The sequence below is a fragment of the Methylobacterium sp. J-090 genome, from assembly GCF_022829345.1.
In the GTDB taxonomy this organism is placed as follows: domain Bacteria; phylum Pseudomonadota; class Alphaproteobacteria; order Rhizobiales; family Beijerinckiaceae; genus Methylobacterium.
In genome coordinates, this window is sequence record NZ_JAKSXV010000096.1 from 1 (window position 1) to 18,770 (window position 18,770).

Sequence of the window (18,770 nt, forward strand, 5' to 3'; positions counted from 1 at the left end):
GCTTCGACGGCTTCCACGCCATCACCGCCTCGGTGTCCACGACCTGCCTCGTGCGCTTCGACAACAACCGTTACTCGGTCATGGCCTCGGCCATCGGTCGGCCGGTCGAGGTGCGGGCCTACGCCGAGCGCGTCGAGATCCGGGCAGGACGGTCGCGTCGTCGCCGAGCACGAGCGCGCCTTCGGCCGGGATCAGACCGTGTTCGATCCCTGGCACTACGTCCCCGTGCTGGCCCGCAAACCCGGCGCGCTCCGGAACGGCGCACCGTTCAAGGACTGGGTGCTGCCTCCCGCCCTCGACCGGGTCCGACGCAAGCTCGCCGGCAGTGCCGGAGGTGACCGACACGGGACCCCATGCGACAGGTCGCATGGGGAGCCCCGTAGATGGTGGAGATCCTCACCGCCGTGCTCGGCGACGGGTTGCCGGCCGTCGAGGCGGCCTGTGCCGAGGCGCTGCGCGAGGGCGTCCACTCGGCCGACATCGTCCTCAACATCCTCGCCCGGCAGCGCGAGCCGACCCCGCCCGTCACCATCCTGACGCCTGAGAGCCTGCGGCTGCGCCACGAGCCGGTCGCCGATTGTGCCCGCTACGACAGCCTGAGGAGCCCCCCATGATGGAACGCCAGAACATCCTCGCCACCATGGGCGAGTTGAAGCTCTTCGGCATGAAGGCCGCCTACGACGAGATCATCAAGGTCGCGGTGAAGCGCACCCACGAGCCGCAGCAGATCGTCGGTGACCTGCTCCAGGCCAAGCTCCCCATCGCCAAGCTCCCCATCGCCAAGCTCCCCCTGGCCAAGGACATCGCCGAGTTCGCCTTCGACGGCACCCCGATCAACGAGGGTCTGGTGCGCGACCTCGCCGGCGGCTAGTTCCTGGCTCACCAGCGCAACGTCGTGCTCGTCGGCGGCACCGGGACCGGCAAGACCCACCTCGCCATCGCCATCGCACGGGCCTGCATCCGGGATGGCGCGCGGGGCCGGTTCTACAACGTCGTCGACCTCGTCAACCGGCTCGAAGCCGAGGCACGCGCCGGCCGCCAGGGCCGCATCGCCGACCATCTCGCCCGGCTCGACCTCGTGGTGCTCGACGAACTCGGCTACCTGCCGTTCGCGCAGTCGGGTGGCCAACTCCTGTTCCACCTGATCAGCAAGCTCTACGAGACCACCTCGATCGTGGTCACCACCAACCTCGCCTTCGGGGAATGGCCCAGCGTGTTCGCCGGCGACGCCAAGATGACCACGGCGCTGCTCGACCGGCTCACCCACCATTGCGAGATCGTCGAGACCGGCAACGAGAGCTGGCGCTTCAAGAACCGCGCCTGAGGCCGGCACACACGTCGCGCCTGCTGGACCCATGATCAGCCCGGCTGCGCCACCCCGACCCGCTTCGCCGGGCTGATCAGCGGCGTCCCGCCATACCCATCCAGGGGGGTCAAAGTTCGACGCCGATCCAGGGTCAATGTTCAACGCTGCTTGACACCGTGAACGGCTCCAGCGGCAATCCCTCCTTCTTCGCGCGCACCACCACAGCGGTCGTGATCCGGTTGAACGTGGCCCGCGACATCGGAGCATCGGCGTCATAACGCGACGGCAGCAGGTACTTCGAATTACCCGCGCAGGTTTTCAGTGCGATGAGCATGTCGATCGCCTGCTGGGCGAGATAGACGTTGTGCGCCCTGGAGCGCTTCATCCGTTCCTTGGGGATCGACCAGACGGCGTTCTCGAAATCCACCTCGTCCCATGTCGCATCCTGGAGTTCGCTTTTGCGGACCATCGTCAGCAGGATGAGGCGCAAACCGAGCCGGATCGTCGGCAGCGTCGGCACATGCTCAAGTTGCCCGAGCATCACCCGGATTTCGGAGGGTGACAGCGAGCGATCCTTGGGGACGAAGGTTGCGATCGAGGCCGGTCCAACTTCGTCCGCAGGATTGGCCACCTTCTCGCCGTGCAGGATCGCAAACGCGTAGATCAGCTTGACGATGTCACGGACGTGAACCGCGGTGGCCGGCGCCCCGCGCTCTTTGACCTTCGCGCACATAGCCCGCAGATCGTTCGGATCGATCTCCGTCAGCAGGCGGTTCCGGAACGCCGGGAGGATGTCGCGCTCGAAGATCGCACGCCGCATGGCCCGGGTGCTGTCGGCCATCTTTGCCTCTTGCATCCAACGCTCGCCGAACTCGCCGAAGCTCTTGGCTTCCTTGAGCCGGCGCTTCTCGCGCTGCTTCTCATGGGCCGGCGAGCGGCCTTCACCAATCGCTCGCTTGGCATCGATAAGTTTCTCACGTGCTCGCGCCAAAGACAGGTCGATTGGGGAGTATCAGCCTAGCGTCACCGTCTCACGCCGTCCGTTCAAACGGAAGTCGTAGCGGAATGCGATTTTGCCTGACGGCTGCACGAGCACGTACATACCGTCACGGTCGGTAATTTTGCATAATTTGTCTTTCGGTTTCAGGCTCTTAAGAGCTGCATCCGTCAGCCTGACTCCCTCAAAAATGGGCGATTTCCAGGGGAGAGTCTTGAATTATACCGTCAGGCCAGAATCGGCACTTTTAAAACCGAATTTACGCTTTATTATCACGGCACTATGGCCAAAAAATATACCGTCAAGGTTCTCTTGAACCTGACGGTATAATGGTCTTAGCGGTCGATCAAGATTCGGCCATACCGTCATTCCATTCGCTTGCCCTGCGATAGATGACGATAGACGACGACATATAATTCTTTAACTTCAGCGACTTAGGTCGTACCATAGCGTAGTTTCGGATACGCTCTGATGGGTCTGAATCATTCCCACTCGATGGTGCCGGGCGGCTTCGAGGTGATGTCGTAGGTCACCCGGTTGATGCCCTTGACCTCGTTGATGATACGGGTCGCGACTCGGCCGAGGAAGGCCATGTCGAACGGGTAGAAATCCGCCGTCATGCCGTCGACGGAGGTGACGGCGCGCAGGGCACAGACGTGATCGTAGGTGCGCCCGTCGCCCATCACGCCCACGGTCTTCACCGGCAGGATCACCGCGAAGGCCTGCCAGATGGTGTCGTAGAGGCCCGCCTTGCGGATCTCGTCGAGGTAGATCGCGTCGGCTTTTCGGAGGGCCTCCAGCTTCTCGCCCGTAATGGTGCCGGGGCAACGGATGGCGAGGCCGGGGCCGGGGAAGGGGTGGCGGCCGACGAAGGCCTCGGGCAGGCCGAGCTCCTTGCCGAGCACCCGCACCTCGTCCTTGAACAGCTCCCGCAACGGCTCGACGAGCTGCATGTTCATGCGCTCGGGGAGACCGCCGACATTGTGGTGGCTCTTGATGGTCACCGAGGGGCCGCCGGTGAATGACACGCTCTCAATCACGTCGGGGTAGAGGGTGCCCTGGGCCAGGAACTTGGCGCCGCCGATCTTCTTCGCCTCCGCGTCGAACACGTCGATGAACAGCCGGCCGATGGTCTTGCGCTTGATCTCGGGGTCGCTGACGCCCTCGAGCTCGCCGAGGAACAGGTCCTGCGCCTGCACGTGGACCAACGGGATGTTGTAGTGGTCGCGGAACAGCCGCACGACCTCGTCGGCCTCGCCCATGCGCAGGAGGCCGTGGTCCACGAAAACGCAGGTGAGCTGCTCGCCGATGGCTTCGTGGATGAGGACCGCCGCCACGGACGAATCGACCCCGCCCGACAGGCCGCAGATCACCTTCTCGGAGCCGACCTGCGCGCGGATCTTCGCGATGGCCTCCTCGCGGTAGGCCCCCATGGTCCAATCGCCCGAGCAACCGGCGATGTCGCGCACGAAGTTGCGGATGAGCAGCGCGCCGTGGGGCGTGTGGGCCACCTCGGGGTGGAACTGAACCGCGTAGTAGTTGCGCGATTCGTCGGCGACGGCCGCGAACGGGGCGTTCTTCGATAGGGCGACGGTGGTAAAGCCGTCGGGGAGCTTCGTCACCCGGTCGCCGTGGCTCATCCAGACGGGGTAGTGCTCGCCCACATGCCAGACGCCCTTGAACAGGGGGCAGTCGGAGAGGATCTCGATCTCTGCGCGGCCGAACTCGGCGTGGTGCCCGGCCTCGACCTCGCCGCCGAGCTGGGCCGCCATGGTCTGCTGGCCGTAGCAGATGCCGAAGACCGGCACGCCGGAATCGAACACGATCTGCGGCGTGCGCGGCGAGGCGTCCGTGGTCACCGATTCGGGGCCGCCCGAGAGAATGACGCCCTTGGGCCTCGACTCGGCGAAGGCCTCGGCCGCCTTGGTGAAGGGGACGATCTCGCAATAGACGCCCTCCTCGCGCACACGCCGCGCGATGAGCTGCGTCACCTGGGAGCCGAAATCGACGATGAGGATCTTGTCGTGCTCGGTGTTCATGGCAACCGGAGTTAGACGAGGCCTCGGCGTGGTGCAACGGATAGGCCAGGGCGTGGCTCTCATGCGCTCCAACCGTCTGGGGATGCCGTCAGCCGGCAGGGCGACGTTCCAGGGTGGCGACGTAGAATCCGTCCGTTCCCGTCAGGGCCGGGCTCATCTGCAGGCCGTGGCCGGTGAAGCGCAGGAACGGTGCGAGATCGGGCTTTTGCGCCGCGACCACGTCCGTGGCCGGTACGACCGCGAAGTCCCCGCACGTGCGGGCGAGAAAGCCGGTCACCGCACCGTCGTTCTCCTCCGGGATCAGGGAGCAGGTGACGTAGGTGATGCGTCCGCCCGGCCGCGCCAGCAGGGCGGCTCGGTCGAGGACCGCCGCCTGCTCGTTGACGCGGGCGGCCAACGCGCCCGGCCGCATCCGCCACTTGGCGTCGGGGTTGCGGCGCCACGTGCCCGAACCCGTGCAGGGCGCGTCGACGAGGACGCGGTCAACGGCGCCGTCAAGGTCTCCGAGCACGTCGGTCCGGGCCCGGCCGCCGCGCGGGGTGCGGATCTCGGCCTTCGCCCCCGCCCGCCGCAGGCGCTCATGGATGGGGGCGAGGCGGCGCGGATCGTCGTCGCTGGCGACCAGCCGGCCATCGTTGTTCATCATCGCGGCGAGACTTAAGGTCTTGCCGCCGCCGCCCGCACAGAGGTCGACCACGGTCTCGCCCGGCTTCGCGCCGGAGAGCAGACTCGCGAGCTGCGAGCCCTCGTCCTGGATCTCGTACCACCCGTCGAGAAACTCCGGCTCGACATGGAGGGCGGGGCCGCGCCCGTCCTCGCCGATGGGAATGCGCAGGCCGTTGGGGGCGTGCGGCGTCGTTGCGGGGGCGAGGTGCGTCAGGCCCGCCATGGCCGCTTCGCGGTCGTGCTTGAGCGTGTTGATCCGGATGTCGAGGGGCGCACGGCGCCCCAGCGCCCGCAACTCTTCCAGCAGGGCACCACCGAAGGTCGTCTCCAGGGCGGGCAGAACCCATTCGGGCACGTCGCCGGCGACGTGGTCGGGGGCTTGCGCCAGGGTCGCGTCGGTGAGGCGGGCGCGCTCTTGGTCGGACAGGGGCTCCGGCGCGAAGCGATCGCCCGAGAAAAGGCCCGCGATGGTGGGGGCGGCGAGCCCGTGCTGAAGACGCAACATGCCAATGACCAGGGCGCGCGGGCTGTCATCGTCCATGATCCAGGCGGCCGAGGCGCGCCGGCGCAGGGCATCGTAGACGAGGCTGGCGATGGCCGCTCGGTCGCCCGAGCCGGCGAAGCGGTGGGCGAGGCCCCAATCCTTAAGGGCATCGGCGGCGGGGCGGCGGCGTCCGGCGATGTCGGCGAGGACTTCGATGGCGGCGGAGAGGCGGGCGGGGGGCGTCAGGGCAAAGGTCCTTCGAGTTGCGGCAAAAGCCGCGATACGGCCACGCTTGAGGCGGAATAGGTCACAATACGGTCGAGCTTCCGGCGCGATCGACGGGCATGTCGAGCGCGGGGCCACAGCGGTTGGCGCCCGGAGCTTTAGAGAACCCCATGCCCCCCGTCATCCATCTCGGCCTCGCCGGCCTCGTGATGCTCCTCGTCGCCGCCTGCGCGACGGCTCCGGCGGCCATCGATCCGACCCCGCCGCCGCGCCGGCTCGACGCGAAGACGCAGCTCGAATACGGCAACCCGCCGCCGCCGCCCGGCCCGCGCTACTGAGCCTTCGCCGCCTCGCGGGCGCGGCGTACCTCGTAGGCCTTCACGTGCGTCAGGACGCGGTCGAGCAGGGGATGCCCGGCCGCGTCGGGCGCCCGTGCGATGAGATCGCCGATGATCTGGTCGGCCTCGATCCGCGCGCCGTTCTCGATGTCGCGCAGCATCGAGGCGGTGAAGCCCGAGCCCTCGGCCGTGAGGGTGGCGCGGGTGCGCGCCACGAATTTTTCGCGCGGGGCGTGACCTGCATTCTCGGCGATGCTCCGGCATTCCTCCAGCAGGGACTCGATGAACGGCCGGCCGCCAGGGGCCGCAACGATGTCGCCGATGGTGGCCCGCATGAGGCAGGTCGAGCCGGCGAGCGTCGCCAAAAACGTCCATTTCTCCCACATCTCCAACACCATGGTCCGGCTCAGGCGCGGCTCGAAAATGGCGCCCTGCATCAATGCGTCGATGGCCTCGATGCGCGGGGAGAGCGAACCGTCGCGCTCGCCGTAGGTGAGGGTGTGCAGGTCGTTCATCTGGTGGACGGTGCCGTCGGCCCCAAGCGTCGCCGCGATGGCGCAGGTACCGCCGAGGATGCGCTCCGGCCCGAACCTGGCGTCGAGAGCATCGAGGTGGCGCATGCCGTTGAGGACGGGCAGGATCGCCGTCCCCGATCCGATCGCGGGGGCGACGTCGGCCAGCGCCCCGTCGAGGTCGTAGGCCTTGCAGCTGAGGAACACGAGGTCGAACCCTCCAGCGCCGCTCAGGCCGGCCGCCGTGACGGTCTTGGGCGCCGGGATCGTCAGATCGCCGTGCGGGCTCTTCACGTTGAGCCCACTGGCGGCGAGCTTGTCCGCACGCGCCGGGCGCACGAGGAAGGTCACGTCCCGGCCGATCTCGGCCAGCCGGGCGCCGAAGTAACCACCGGTGGCACCGGCACCGACGACGAGTACGCGCATGGGACGATCCTTTTGGTTCGAAGAAGCTCCTTGGGGCCGACCCTACGCTTCTTCGGCGAGAGGTCCGCGTCAGCTTGCCAGAATACGCACGGCGAACACGACCCACATCACCAACAGCACGAGCACGCCCGCGACGAAGGCGCGAAAGCGATGTGGGACATGGTTCGTGGTGATGGACACGCCCGCATGGACGATCCGCGTCGCGACGAACGCCCAGGCCATGACCACGAAGAGCAGGTCCGCCTTCCGCGTATAGAGAGCCAGCGGCACGAGGGCGTAGAAGAGTACCGGCAACTCGAACTGGTTCGCGTAGGTGTTGGCCGCCTGCTGGGCACGGGCCGGCCACGCCTTCTGCCCGAGGGCAATGTCGCCGACCCGGACGGTGCCGGCCCTCACTTCGGCGAAGCGCACGCGTCCCATCCAGAACCCGAGGGCGAAGGTGAGGAGCACCTGCGCGAAGACCGGGGCGAGAATGGCCTGGACGATCACGGCTCGTGCTCCTCACGCCACGCGCTCAACAAGACGACGCACCGCTGCCACGGCGTTCCGGCGACGGAGGCAACGAGGCGGGCATCGGCTGTCACCAGCGGGATGTGCCAACGTTCGGCTGCGGCGACATAGAGTGCGTCATAGAAACTGACCGAGACGCTGACCGCGATGGTGGTCGCGAGATCGATGAGCGCCAGCGGCGACCGGAATGCGAGACGCCCCGCGATGGCGTCATTCGCACGACGGACGTCATCCTGCGTCAGGCGGCCGCGACGGCATGACCTGACGAGAACCTCGCCGATCTCACCGAGCGCATGGTCCGGGCACATCAGCGCGGAGGAAGAGCGAAAAAGGCTCAGGGCGGCCTCGGAATCGGCTTCGGCGACGAACCACTTCACCGCGACGCTCGCATCGACGACGATCACACGGCGTCTCGCATCCGCCGGATGACATCGGTGCTGTCCTCGACGGGACCGCGTGTCCCCGATCGGATGCGGTCGGCGACCGCGACCCGCCCCTCGACGTCATGCAGGAGACCGAGGCGGATGAGTCCGATGGCGACCTCGTCCACGGACCTGTTCTGGACTTCGGCCTGGAAGGCGATCGTCCGCAGAGTCGAGTCGTCCAGATCCTTGATAGTCAGGTCAGGCATGGTGTCTCTCCCGATCGATGGACCACCATCCTATCCCCAACACCACGATCCGCTCCAATCCTCACGCCCGCCCGGGATAGTTCGGGCTCTCGCGGGTGATGGTCACGTCGTGGACGTGGCTCTCGCGCAGGCCCGCATTGGTGATGCGAACGAACTGCGCCTTGTCCTGGAACTCCGGGATGGTCGGGGCGCCGACATAGCCCATGGCGGCGCGCAAGCCCCCCGCGAGCTGGTGGAGCACGGCCGCCACGGGGCCCTTGTACGGCACCTGGCCCTCGATGCCCTCGGGCACGAGCTTGTGGGTGTCGTTGACCTCGGCCTGGAAGTAGCGGTCGGCCGAGCCGCGCGCCATGGCGCCGACGGAGCCCATGCCCCGGTAGCTCTTGTAGGAACGGCCCTGGTGCAGGAACACCTCGCCGGGCGCCTCGTCGGTGCCGGCGAGCAGGGAGCCGAGCATGGCCACCGACGCGCCGGCCGCGATGGCCTTGGCGAGATCGCCCGAATACTTGATGCCGCCATCGGCGATCACCGGCACGTCGGCGCGGTCGGCCGCCTCCACGGCCTCCATCAGGGCGGTGAGCTGGGGCACGCCGACGCCGGCGACGATGCGGGTCGTGCAGATGGAGCCCGGACCGATGCCCACTTTGATGGCGTCCGCGCCCGCGTCGATGAGGGCCTGGGCGCCATCGCGGGTGGCGACGTTGCCGGCGACGATCTGGACGGTGTTGGAAAGCTGTTTCACCCGGCGCACGGCGTCGAGCACCTTGATCGAGTGTCCGTGCGCCGTATCGACCACGACCACGTCGCAGCCGGCGTCGATGAGGCGCTCGGCCCGCTCGAAACCGCTGTCCCCCGTGGTGGTGGCCGCCGCCACCCGCAGGCGGCCCTGCTCGTCCTTCACGGCGCCCGGATAGGCGACCTGCTTCTCGATGTCCTTGACGGTGATGAGGCCGATGCAGCGGTAATGGTCATCGACCACGAGGAGCTTCTCGATCCGGAACTGGTGCAGGAGGCGCTTGGCCTCGTCCTGGTTCACGCCCTCGCGCACGGTGATGAGCCGGTCGCGGGTCATGAGTTCGGCGACGGTCTCGGAGGAGTTGGTCGCGAAGCGCACGTCGCGGTTGGTGAGGATGCCGACGAGCTTGCCGCGCGAGCCGTTGGGACCGCGTTCCACCACCGGGATGCCGGAGATGCGGTTGCGCTTCATCAGCGAGAAGGCGTCGGCCAGAGTCTCGTCGGGATGGATGGTGATGGGGTTCAGCACCATGCCCGACTCGTACTTCTTGACGAGGCGGACCTGCTCGGCCTGCTCTTCGGGCTCGAGGTTGCGGTGGATCACCCCCATGCCGCCGTTCTGCGCCATGGCGATGGCCATGGGCGCTTCCGTCACGGTGTCCATGGCGGAGGCCAGGATCGGCAGGTTGAGGTGGATGGTGCGGGTGAGCCGGCTCGCCACGCTGACCTGCGTGGGCATCACCGAGGATGCGGCGGGGCGCAGGAGGACGTCGTCGAAGGTCAGGCCCTCGATGATGGAATCTGCGGTGATGCGGGCCATGAACCAACTCCCAGAAGGGCTTGAGACACCGGGTCCGGGGACCGCTTCGGCGTCGTCGAGTTGGCAAGGGCCAGTATCATGCAGGCCCGACCCGCGCAAAGGCGGAATCCATGGGCGGCGGGGGGATATCCCCCGGCCGCATGGCTCATCGGCCGTGCGGGCCGGGCCGCTCGGTCAGTTGACCGGCGCGACAGGACCCTTGTCGGTGTATTCCGGCGGCAGGCCGAGATAATCGGCCGCGATGCCATCGACACCCGGCGCGCGGCCGAAGGCCTCGCAATCGGGGTCGAGGGGCGCCTCGCCGAGGGTGGTGATCCGGATGCGGTCGTAGCTCGGAATCGCGAGGGGGGCCTTGAACGGATCGACGCCTGTGGCGAGGTAGCCGCCCCAATCCTGGCCGAACTCACCGGCGAGGTCGTAGGCGTCGCTGATGGGCGAGAACCGAGGCTGGCTCGTGAACGAGTTGGCTGCCCCACCCCACACCATGGCGGCGCGCTGTTCGTGGCGCCCGTCGAGGGCCTCCGCTTCGATGGTGATGCTGCCCAGACCGATGGGGATGCGTGGGATCGGCACCCGGCCGACGGAGGCGGCGAATCCGACGCCGACCTGGGAGGCGATGCTGACGCCCGCCGAGGTCGCGATGGTGGCTCCCGCCGCCGGCAGGCCGGTGAGCTCGACGCGGGTCACGGCGGCGCGCACGGTCAGGTCCGCCTTGCGGCCCGACACGACGTCGTAGCGTAGGGACAGTTCGTAGCAGAGCGCCCGGTCGGCGGCATTGGCGACGAGGCGACGCTCGACGGGCGTCAGGCCCGGCCCGGAGACGGCCTCGGAGAAGGTCGTCGGGATGATCCGCACCGTGCGGGCGCCGGCGGTGGCCGCGCGGTCGATGTAGAGCTTGGCCCGGGTGGCGACCTCGTCGCTGCTCACGAGACGGTCGTAGCGGGTGAGGGAGCCTGAATCGTTGAGAAGGACCGTGCCGCAGCCGGCCATGGCGAGCATGAGGGCCAGACCGGCGGTCATGCCCGGCAGCCTGAGACGACGTTCGAAGCGCGGGGGCATCCGGTAACCTTGAAGAACGGGAACGACAGGCTCGGCGCGCGTTCGGGGCAGGCATGCCCACGAGCGGCGTCAGCCGGTCCGTGTTGGGCCATAGCTTAGCGGGGGTGGCGACCCTGTGGAAAGGCGCTCGGGCCGGTGCCGCCCGCTGTAACGTCAGCCTGTGGCGCAAGCGCCACGCCACCATGGGCACGGCTACGGCGGCTCGTTTCATCCATCACATCGTAAGAAAAACGCCCGGCGCCCATCCGAGGACGGATTTCTCTCGACCCGGACGCAACCCGATCGCATTCATGGGACTTGTTGCCCACCAATGCGCCCGTCCCAGATCGTCCCCCTCGTCGTCGCCACCGCACTGTTCATGGAGAACACCGACGCGACGGTGATCGCCACGGCCCTGCCGGCCATCGCCCGCAGCCTCGGCGAGGACCCCATCGCCCTGAAACTCGCGCTCACGGCCTATCTGGTGAGCCTCGCGATCTTCATTCCCATCAGCGGCTGGATGGCCGACCGCTACGGCGCCCGCACGGTGTTCCGGGCGGCGCTCGGCGTGTTCATGGCCGGATCGCTCGCGTGCGCGGCCTCCGATTCGCTCATGGGCTTCGTCGCCGCGCGGTTCTTCCAGGGGCTCGGCGGCGCGATGATGGTGCCGGTGGGGCGCCTCGTCATCCTGCGCAGCGTGCCGAAGAACGAACTCGTGAGCGCGCTCGCCTACCTCACCATCCCGGCCCTCATCGGCCCGATCATGGGACCGCCGCTCGGCGGGCTGATCACGACCTACCTCGACTGGCGCTGGATCTTCTTCATCAACATCCCCATCGGGCTCGCCGGCATCGTGCTTGCGAGCGTCTATTTCGAGAACGTGCGCGAGGCCGAACGGCCGCCCCTCGATGTCGTCGGTTTTCTCCTCTCGGGCCTGGGACTCGCGACGCTGATGCTCGGGCTCGCCTCGACGGGTCGTCACCTCCTGCCCGAGGGCGTCTCGTGGGGCTGCCTCGCCGCCGGGATCGTCCTGCTGGTCCTCTATCTCCGGCATTCGCGCCGGGTGGCCCATCCGGTGATCCGCCTCGATCTCCTGCGCTATCCGACATTCCGTGCCGCGGTGACCGGGGGGAGCTTGTTTCGTATCGGCACGGGGGCGATCCCGTTCCTGCTGCCGCTGATGCTGCAGATCGGATTCGGCCTCGATCCGCTGCAATCGGGCCTGCTCACCTTCGCCGCCGCTGCCGGTGCGCTCCTCATCAAGCTCATCGGACCACGCATCCTGCGCGCCTACGGCTTTCGCCGGGTGATGCTCGTCAACGCGGTGGTGGCCTCGGGCTTCCTCGCGGTGAACGGCCTGTTCACGGCGCAGACGCCGCATGCGATCATCGTCTGCACCCTGCTGCTCGGGGGCTGCGTGCGCTCGCTCCAGTTCACCTGCGTCAACGCCATCGCGTATGCCGACCTCGAGCCGCGCGACATGAGCGCCGGCACGAGTCTGGCGAGCGTCGCCCAGCAACTGTCCCTCAGTCTCGGCGTCTCCTTCGGGGCCCTCGCCCTCGAAGCGGCCGCGGGCTGGCACGGGCGCACGGCGATCCGGGCGGACGATTTCGGCCCGGCCTTCTTCGCGGTGGCGGCGATCTCGGCCCTGTCGGTCTTCGCCTTCCGGCGCCTTGCGCCCGATGCCGGAGCGGAGGTGTCGGGTCAGCGCCGGGTTGCGCCGACGCCCTGATCTAGGCGGCCGCGCGGGTGGGAGCACGCCCGGCCGGGCGCTTCGGCCGGGCGGCCGATTTCGGAGGGTTTGTCCTGGCGGAGGCCGGCTTCGCCTGGGCGCGGACACCGTGGCGCCAGCCCTGCCAGGACCAGGCGCCGGGGCCCGTCATCGCGACCATCAGAAAGCCCCCGGCGAGGCCGAGATCGGCGAGCAACAGGGTGCGTTCGGCCACCGCCGTCGGACCGGAGAACTGCCAGAACGGGTGCAGCAGCACTGCCATGGCCACGGCGAACACCGCGAGCGCGAACCCGGTCACCCGTGGCAGCACCCCGAGGATGAGGGCGAGTGGCCCGAACACCTGCACCACGACGGCGGCCGTCGCCACGAGGTTCGGCGAGGGCAGGCCGGTTCCGGCGAGGGTCAGGGCAAAGCCCGAGACGTTCAGCGCCCGGGCGATGCCCGTCGGCAGCAGGGCGGCGGCGAGGAGGAGGCGCGCGAGGAGAAGCGCTCCGTCATGGGTACGGCCGGTCACGTCGGATGCTCCGTCTGATCTTCGAGAGAACAAAGCATGTCCCGAGGGCCTGAAGACCGGGTTAAGCCCGTCAGCCCGACACGCCGCCGCGAAACAGGCGCCCGTGCTCCGTCCAGGCGACGACGAGGAGGGCGAGGCCTCCGAGCCCGGCATAGCCGAGGCCGATGGGCAGCACCGTACCGTCGAAGGCCTGTCCGATGACGAAGCCGCACAGGGCGCCCAGGATCGTCGTGTAGAAGCCGAGGAAGGACGAGGCGGTCCCGGCGATCTCGCCGAGCGGCTGCAGCGCGAGGGCGTTGAAGTTCGGCATGGCGAAGCTGAGGAGGAACTGGTTGGCGGCAAGAATCCCGAGGAACAGCCCGAGGGGCGGGCGCCCGCCATAGGCGAGCGCCACCATGACTTGGACGACCGCGACGACGACGAAGGCGGTCAGCCCGGCATGCGAGAGCGGCCGCATGCCAAGGCGGCGCACGAGGCGTGCGTTGACCAGGGTTGCCGCTCCCATGGCCCCGGCCACGAGTCCGAAGGCGAGGGGGAAAAGACCCCCGAGGTGGTAGAGTCCCGTATCGAACACCTGCTGGGCCGACCCGACATAGCCCATGATGCAGCCCGTCAGCAGACCGAGCGCCGTGGCGTAGCCGACCGCCACACGGTTGCGGAAGGTCAAGGACACCGCCTGCCCCACGGCCGCGAGGGAGAACGGGCGCCGGTCCTGCGGATGCAGGGTCTCGGGCATCCGGGTGGAGAACCACGTCACGAGGAGGCCGGCGAGCACCAGCATCGATACGAAGACATAGTGCCACGAGCCGAGCAGCAGCATCGCCCCGCCAATGGCCGGCGCGATCATCGGCACGATGAGGAACACCATCATCACAAGCGACATCACGCTCGCCATTTCCCGCCCGGCGAAGCGGTCGCGCACGATGGCCGTGGACAGGACCCGTCCGCCGGCCGCGCCGATGCCCTGGATGATCCGGGCGGCGAGGAGCCAGCCGAAGGAGGGCGCCACCATGGCGAGCACGGTACCGGCGACGTAGATGGCGAGGCTCGCGAGCAGCACCGGACGCCGTCCGTAGCTGTCCGACAGCGGACCATAGACGATCTGCGCCGCGCCGAAGCCCAGCATGTAGACGTAGATCAACCATTGCAGCCTGTTGGGATCGGCCACCCCGAATCGGGCCTGGATCTCGGGAAAGGCCGGCAGCAGGTTGTCGATGGAGATGGCGGTCACCGCCATCATCAGGGCGACGATGCCGACGAACTCACCGAAGCGCGGACCGCTCCAGGCGGGTGTGTCCGGGCGCGACGAAGGGGCCGGAGCGGGCGGAGGCGTCACCGACAAAGCGATCCTTGGGCGATTGGCTGGGGCCCTGGCTGATGCGTGGGCGGGGTACGGCCGAGCTACCAGCGGAACACATGTCCGACGAGCGGGCAGTGAGGACGTGTTGCGAAGGGGAGGCCGGTCGCATGGTTTCACCCCGGGTGTCTGTGCGAAAACACGCGCGATGTCCCTGAGGCTTGCGCGCCGCTTGCGGGGCCGCAACCGTGCAGCCCTGGCCTCGTATCGAGCCCGAGGAGACCCGGCGGATCACCGGCTGCACCCCGCTCGCAACCGGGTCGCCACGCACTCCGATCGGGGCTAACATGCTCGTGCCGCCCGGACGCCATCCGGCGCGCGGACGGATCGGTCTCACAGGACCGCATTGGCCAAAGGTCCACCTTGCCTTGGCGTCCCGTCTGGCCTTGTCTGCCGCACGCACAAAAACAAAATCGGAGGATTCGCCATGAACAAGCCAGAGTTCCTGAACGCCGGCACCAAGTCCCCGTTTTCGGCCCGGTACGACAATTTCATCGGTGGCCAATGGGTTGCCCCGAGCGCCGGCCGCTACTTCGAGAACACCTCGCCGATCACCGGCCGGGTGATCTGTGAGGTCGCCCGCTCCGACGCGGCCGATGTCGACAAGGCGCTCGATGCCGCCCACGCCGCGAAGGACGCCTGGGGCCGGACCGCGCCGGGTGAGCGCGCTCGGATCCTGAACAAGATCGCCGACCGGATGGAGGACAACCTCGATCTCATCGCGCTCGCCGAGACCTGGGATAACGGCAAGCCGATCCGCGAGACGACGCACGCCGACATCCCGCTGGCCATCGACCATTTCCGCTACTTCGCCGGCTGCGTCCGCGCGCAGGAAGGCTCGATCTCCGAGATCGACCACGACACGGTCGCCTATCACTTCCACGAGCCGCTGGGCGTGGTCGGCCAGATCATCCCGTGGAACTTCCCCATCCTGATGGCGGTGTGGAAGCTCGCCCCGGCGCTCGCGGCCGGCAACTGCGTCGTGCTGAAGCCCGCCGAGCAAACCCCCGCCTCGATCCTCGTGGTGGCCGAACTCATCGCCGACCTGCTGCCCCCGGGCGTGCTCAACATCGTCAACGGCTTCGGCCTCGAATGCGGCAAGCCGCTGGCCTCGTCGCCCCGCATCGCCAAGATCGCCTTCACGGGCGAGACGACGACGGGCCGGCTCATCATGCAATACGCCTCGCAGAACCTGATCCCGGTGACGCTGGAACTCGGCGGCAAGTCGCCGAACATCTTCTTTGCCGATGTCGCCAACGAGGATGACGACTTCTTCGACAAGGCGCTCGAGGGCTTCACCATGTTCGCCCTGAACCAGGGCGAAGTCTGCACCTGCCCGAGCCGGGCGCTTGTGCACGAGTCGATCTACGACCGCTTCATGGAGCGGGCGATCAAGCGCGTCGAGGCGATCACGCAAGGGTCCCCCCTCGATCCCGCCACGATGATCGGCGCGCAGGCCTCCTCCGAGCAGCTCGAGAAGATCCTGAGCTACGTCGACATCGGCAAGCAGGAGGGCGCCGAGTGCCTGACGGGCGGCGAGCGCAACGTGAAGGACGGCGAGTTCGCGGACGGCTTCTACATGAAGCCGACCGTGTTCAAGGGCCACAACAAGATGCGCATCTTCCAGGAGGAAATCTTCGGGCCGGTGCTCTCGGTGACGACCTTCAAGGACGACGCCGATGCGCTCAGCATCGCCAACGACACCCTCTACGGCCTCGGCGCCGGCGTCTGGACCCGTGACGGCACCCGCGCCTACCGCTTCGGCCGCGCCATCCAGGCCGGCCGCGTCTGGACCAATTGCTACCACGCCTACCCGGCCCACGCGGCCTTCGGCGGCTACAAGCAGTCAGGCATCGGCCGTGAGAACCACAAGATGATGCTCGACCACTATCAGCAGACCAAGAACATGCTGGTCAGCTACTCCGCCAAGAAGCTTGGCTTCTTCTAAAGATCCACCCGAGACCACCTTGCCCCGGCTGAAAGGCCGGGGCTTTTTCTTTTCTCGCCCTATGTCTTCGGCAAGATCGCCCCAGTGAGGATCAACCGATGAACGACGTTGCCACGCCCGACCAGACCACCGCAGACTTGGCCGGCGTCGACGGCACGCCCCTGCGTGTCACCGCGACCCCGGCGGCCCTCGCCCTCATCGACGAACTGCGCGCCGACCACGGCCCGGTGATGTTCCACCAGTCGGGCGGCTGCTGCGATGGCTCCTCGCCCATGTGCTACCCGGTTGGCGAGTTCCTCACCGGCGACAGCGACGTGCGTCTCGGGACCGTGGCGGGCGCCGATTTCTGGATCAGCCGGCCGCAATTCGAGGTCTGGAAACACACCCACCTCATCCTCGACGTGGTCCCGGGGCGCGGCGGCATGTTCTCCCTCGAGAACGGGCGCGACAGGCGCTTCCTCATCCGCTCGCGGCTGTTCACGCAGGCTGAGAACACGGCGCTGTCCGGCGCCTGCAAGCTCTGATCGTAAGCCTCAGGGCCAGACCTTGATGGCGAGGGGCCGGCGGACGAGGTCGCGGTCCGAGGTGATGGCGCAGCCCTCCGTGCGCAGGGTGACGTAGGTGAGGAACGCCGTGTCGCCGGTGTCGTCGAAATTGCGGCCGGTGGCGGCGGGATCGAGGAGCGACGGGTAGGCGATGAGGCCGTCCGGTGCCCCGCACGGATCGTCGTACAGGGTCGCGCCGGCGAGGAGCAGGCGCGGTCGATCCCAGGTCAGCAAGTCGCGCGAGCTCGTCCAATAGAATCCGGACTCGGGAAAATCGTCGGCCTTCGCCGCCATGAACACCGCGATCCAGGCTCCGCTGCCGCGATGGCGCACTACGGCTCCGACGGGGGTGGGGAAGGGCGACACGGGCTTGCAGGTCGCCGGATGCGCCATTGGTTTGGCGTAAGGATCGGGAAACGCGGCGGTGAAGCCGCTGCCGGTCCAGGCGCGCCAGCGCGTCGGATCGGTCGGATCATCGGTGCGGAACAGGCACACGCCCGCCGCCTGATCGCTGCCCTTGAGATCCCACCCCGTGGTCGAGGCGAACATGTAGCGCCAGCGGCCGTCGCCGAAAACGTTCGACGGGTTGAAGAACCCGCGATGGCGGCCCTGGCCGACCTCCTGCCGGAACGGCACCCCGGCCACCACCACGGGCGGCGTCGACCGCGAGAAGAGACGCCCCCCATTCGTCGAGGCGGCGGCCACCACCGCGTTGTACCAGCACTCCATGTAGACCTTGGAGCGGCAGCGTCCGGGATGCTCGTTGGCCTGATACTCGTGGTGGAGGAGGGCGGAGACCGCCTTGCCGTCCTCCGTCCAGGTGGCGGCGATCCACGAGCGGTCGTCGTAGAGGGCAGGATCGGCTTTCTCGCCTGAATCGAGCACCACGGCGCAGTCGAGGGTCAGCTTGTCGAGCGACGGACCCCGCAGGGCGCGATTGCGATAATGCATCCCGAACAGCGCCACGGCGCCTGAGGCGTCGCGAAACGCCCGCGCCGACGCATCCGGTACGTCGGCCCCATCGCAGGCGTCGCGACCGGCCTTGAAGACGACGGTCGGCGGTCCGACCAGGGTCAAGGCCGAGAGCGGTGGTTCGGACGCTGCGTTGGCGGCGCCCGTGAGGCCTGCGAGCGCAAGAAGAATGCGGAGGAAGGGGCGCGTCATCGCGTATGCCTGGACATCACTGCGAGTTTGGGTTTTGAACCGTTACAGACTGATTGCCAAGGCGCCGCCTCCGGCGGCCGCCCACATCCCGACCCGCGAAAGCCCACCATGCTGATCCTGATCCTTGGCCTCGTGCTGTTCCTCGGCATGCACGCCTTCTCCATGGCGCGGGCCAAGCGCGCCAGCGTCATCGGTAATGTCGGTGAGAGCCGGTACAAGCTTATCTACACTGGCGTCTCGTTGCTCGGCCTCGTGCTCATCGCCTACGGTTTCCACCTCTACCGCCAGTCGGGCTACATCGAAGTCTGGAACCCGCCGGTCTGGACTCGCCACCTCTCCCTCGTCCTGACCCTGTTGGCCTTCATCGTCCTCGCCTCGGCTTATCTGCCGGGCCATATCCGCGCCAAGGCCAAGCACCCGATGCTGCTGGCCGTGAAGATCTGGGCGACGGCCCACCTGCTCGCCAACGGCGATCTCGGCTCGATCCTGCTGTTCGGCGGGTTCCTCGCCTGGGCCGTCGTCGCCCGCATCAGCGCCAAGCGCCGGGCCCTGAGCCCCACCGCCGTGGCCGCCCAGCACGGCGTCGTCGCGGCCCCGGCCGGCTGGCGCAACGATGCCATCGCGGTGGTGGTCGGCCTCGCCGCGTGGTTCGTGTTCGGCAAGTACCTCCATCCGATCCTCATCGGTGTCGCCGCCTGGCCGGGTCAGGCCTGAGGGAGCCCGAACGCGGGCAGGACGGCCCTGCGGCGAAGACCGGTCGCCAACGGCCCGGGCCTGTGCTAG

The 18,770-nt window shown here is 68.0% G+C and carries 16 protein-coding genes and 3 pseudogenes; 7 read left to right on the forward strand and 12 right to left on the reverse strand.

The window, feature by feature from the left end:
• Positions 1–602, forward strand: a pseudogene (locus tag MKK49_RS16930) (Mu transposase domain-containing protein); the annotation flags it as partial.
• 8 nt (positions 603–610) lie between these two features.
• A pseudogene (gene istB, locus MKK49_RS16935) lies at positions 611–1,324 on the forward strand (IS21-like element helper ATPase IstB).
• 154 nt (positions 1,325–1,478) lie between these two features.
• Here the strand turns inward: istB and MKK49_RS16940 are convergent.
• The 3 genes and pseudogenes from MKK49_RS16940 to MKK49_RS16950 all read right to left on the reverse strand — a co-directional run.
• A pseudogene (locus MKK49_RS16940) lies at positions 1,479–2,477 on the reverse strand (tyrosine-type recombinase/integrase); the annotation flags it as partial.
• 308 nt (positions 2,478–2,785) lie between these two features.
• Positions 2,786–4,342 carry a glutamine-hydrolyzing GMP synthase gene (gene guaA / locus MKK49_RS16945; RefSeq protein ID WP_244030531.1) on the reverse strand — a complete coding sequence of 519 codons (1,557 nt, stop codon included), beginning with the start codon at positions 4,340–4,342 and terminating at the stop codon, positions 2,786–2,788.
• Between the two features lie 88 nt (positions 4,343–4,430).
• Positions 4,431–5,738 (reverse strand): RsmB/NOP family class I SAM-dependent RNA methyltransferase, encoded by a 1,308-nt coding sequence (locus tag MKK49_RS16950; RefSeq protein ID WP_244031257.1) that lies wholly within the window; start codon positions 5,736–5,738, stop codon positions 4,431–4,433.
• 149 nt (positions 5,739–5,887) lie between these two features.
• Between MKK49_RS16950 and MKK49_RS16955 the strand changes: the two genes are divergently transcribed.
• Positions 5,888–6,055, forward strand: a complete 168-nt coding sequence (locus MKK49_RS16955; protein ID WP_244030534.1) for a hypothetical protein — start codon at positions 5,888–5,890, stop codon at positions 6,053–6,055.
• On the opposite strand, the gene panE is transcribed toward MKK49_RS16955, so the two are convergent.
• From panE to MKK49_RS16985, 6 genes are all read right to left on the reverse strand, one after another.
• Complete coding sequence (gene panE / locus MKK49_RS16960; RefSeq protein ID WP_244030537.1) at positions 6,049–6,993, reverse strand: 2-dehydropantoate 2-reductase; 945 nt, start codon at positions 6,991–6,993, stop codon at positions 6,049–6,051. The genes MKK49_RS16955 and panE overlap by 7 nt on opposite strands.
• 69 nt (positions 6,994–7,062) lie before the next feature.
• Positions 7,063–7,482 (reverse strand): MAPEG family protein, encoded by a 420-nt coding sequence (locus tag MKK49_RS16965; RefSeq protein ID WP_244030538.1) that lies wholly within the window; start codon positions 7,480–7,482, stop codon positions 7,063–7,065.
• Positions 7,479–7,907, reverse strand: a complete 429-nt coding sequence (locus MKK49_RS16970; RefSeq protein WP_244030540.1) for a type II toxin-antitoxin system VapC family toxin — start codon at positions 7,905–7,907, stop codon at positions 7,479–7,481. Before MKK49_RS16970 ends, MKK49_RS16965 begins: the two co-directional genes overlap by 4 nt.
• Positions 7,904–8,134, reverse strand: a complete 231-nt coding sequence (locus MKK49_RS16975) for a hypothetical protein (RefSeq protein ID WP_244030541.1) — start codon at positions 8,132–8,134, stop codon at positions 7,904–7,906. Before MKK49_RS16975 ends, MKK49_RS16970 begins: the two co-directional genes overlap by 4 nt.
• A gap of 61 nt (positions 8,135–8,195) precedes the next feature.
• Positions 8,196–9,689, reverse strand: a complete 1,494-nt coding sequence (gene guaB / locus MKK49_RS16980) for an IMP dehydrogenase (protein ID WP_244030547.1) — start codon at positions 9,687–9,689, stop codon at positions 8,196–8,198.
• 174 nt (positions 9,690–9,863) lie between these two features.
• Entirely contained in the window at positions 9,864–10,748 is an 885-nt protein-coding gene (locus MKK49_RS16985; RefSeq protein ID WP_244030549.1) for a DUF3313 domain-containing protein, read from the reverse strand.
• A gap of 310 nt (positions 10,749–11,058) precedes the next feature.
• Here MKK49_RS16985 and MKK49_RS16990 point away from each other — a divergent pair, with 310 nt between their 5' ends.
• Positions 11,059–12,459 (forward strand): MFS transporter, encoded by a 1,401-nt coding sequence (locus MKK49_RS16990; RefSeq protein WP_244030551.1) that lies wholly within the window; start codon positions 11,059–11,061, stop codon positions 12,457–12,459.
• A 1-nt stretch (position 12,460) separates the two neighbouring features.
• Here the strand turns inward: MKK49_RS16990 and MKK49_RS16995 are convergent, their stop codons facing one another.
• Entirely contained in the window at positions 12,461–12,973 is a 513-nt protein-coding gene (locus MKK49_RS16995) for a DoxX family protein (RefSeq protein ID WP_244030553.1), read from the reverse strand.
• Positions 12,974–13,043: 70 nt separating this feature from the next.
• Positions 13,044–14,213: a multidrug effflux MFS transporter gene (locus MKK49_RS17000; protein ID WP_244031258.1), complete on the reverse strand. Its 1,170-nt coding sequence runs from the start codon at positions 14,211–14,213 to the stop codon at positions 13,044–13,046.
• Positions 14,214–14,757: 544 nt separating this feature from the next.
• Here MKK49_RS17000 and adh point away from each other — a divergent pair.
• Both adh and MKK49_RS17010 read left to right on the forward strand, forming a co-directional pair.
• Positions 14,758–16,278, forward strand: coding sequence for an aldehyde dehydrogenase (gene adh / locus MKK49_RS17005; RefSeq protein ID WP_244030555.1), 1,521 nt, complete (start codon positions 14,758–14,760; stop codon positions 16,276–16,278).
• A 98-nt stretch (positions 16,279–16,376) separates the two neighbouring features.
• A complete protein-coding gene (locus MKK49_RS17010) occupies positions 16,377–16,802 on the forward strand; it encodes a DUF779 domain-containing protein (protein WP_244030557.1) in 426 nt (141 codons plus the stop codon).
• A gap of 9 nt (positions 16,803–16,811) precedes the next feature.
• Here the strand turns inward: MKK49_RS17010 and MKK49_RS17015 are convergent, their stop codons facing one another.
• Positions 16,812–17,987, reverse strand: coding sequence for a hypothetical protein (locus MKK49_RS17015; protein ID WP_244030559.1), 1,176 nt, complete (start codon positions 17,985–17,987; stop codon positions 16,812–16,814).
• Positions 17,988–18,095: 108 nt separating this feature from the next.
• Between MKK49_RS17015 and MKK49_RS17020 the strand changes: the two genes are divergently transcribed.
• Positions 18,096–18,701 carry an NnrU family protein gene (locus MKK49_RS17020; protein WP_244030560.1) on the forward strand — a complete coding sequence of 202 codons (606 nt, stop codon included), beginning with the start codon at positions 18,096–18,098 and terminating at the stop codon, positions 18,699–18,701.
• The last annotated feature ends 69 nt before the right edge of the window (positions 18,702–18,770 follow it).

Excerpts from the sequence above, each read along its gene's own strand:
- guaA (WP_244030531.1), bottom strand. The coding sequence starts at position 4,342 with ATGAACACCGAGCACGACAAGATCCTCATCGTCGATTTCGGCTCCCAG.
- MKK49_RS16955 (WP_244030534.1), top strand. The coding sequence starts at position 5,888 with ATGCCCCCCGTCATCCATCTCGGCCTCGCCGGCCTCGTGATGCTCCTC.
- panE (WP_244030537.1), bottom strand. The coding sequence starts at position 6,993 with ATGCGCGTACTCGTCGTCGGTGCCGGTGCCACCGGTGGTTACTTCGGC.
- MKK49_RS16975 (WP_244030541.1), bottom strand. The coding sequence starts at position 8,134 with ATGCCTGACCTGACTATCAAGGATCTGGACGACTCGACTCTGCGGACG.
- guaB (WP_244030547.1), bottom strand. The coding sequence starts at position 9,689 with ATGGCCCGCATCACCGCAGATTCCATCATCGAGGGCCTGACCTTCGAC.
- MKK49_RS16985 (WP_244030549.1), bottom strand. The coding sequence starts at position 10,748 with ATGCCCCCGCGCTTCGAACGTCGTCTCAGGCTGCCGGGCATGACCGCC.
- MKK49_RS16990 (WP_244030551.1), top strand. The coding sequence starts at position 11,059 with ATGCGCCCGTCCCAGATCGTCCCCCTCGTCGTCGCCACCGCACTGTTC.
- MKK49_RS17000 (WP_244031258.1), bottom strand. The coding sequence starts at position 14,213 with ATGATGGCGGTGACCGCCATCTCCATCGACAACCTGCTGCCGGCCTTT.
- adh (WP_244030555.1), top strand. The coding sequence starts at position 14,758 with ATGAACAAGCCAGAGTTCCTGAACGCCGGCACCAAGTCCCCGTTTTCG.
- MKK49_RS17010 (WP_244030557.1), top strand. The coding sequence starts at position 16,377 with ATGAACGACGTTGCCACGCCCGACCAGACCACCGCAGACTTGGCCGGC.
- MKK49_RS17015 (WP_244030559.1), bottom strand. The coding sequence starts at position 17,987 with ATGACGCGCCCCTTCCTCCGCATTCTTCTTGCGCTCGCAGGCCTCACG.
- MKK49_RS17020 (WP_244030560.1), top strand. The coding sequence starts at position 18,096 with ATGCTGATCCTGATCCTTGGCCTCGTGCTGTTCCTCGGCATGCACGCC.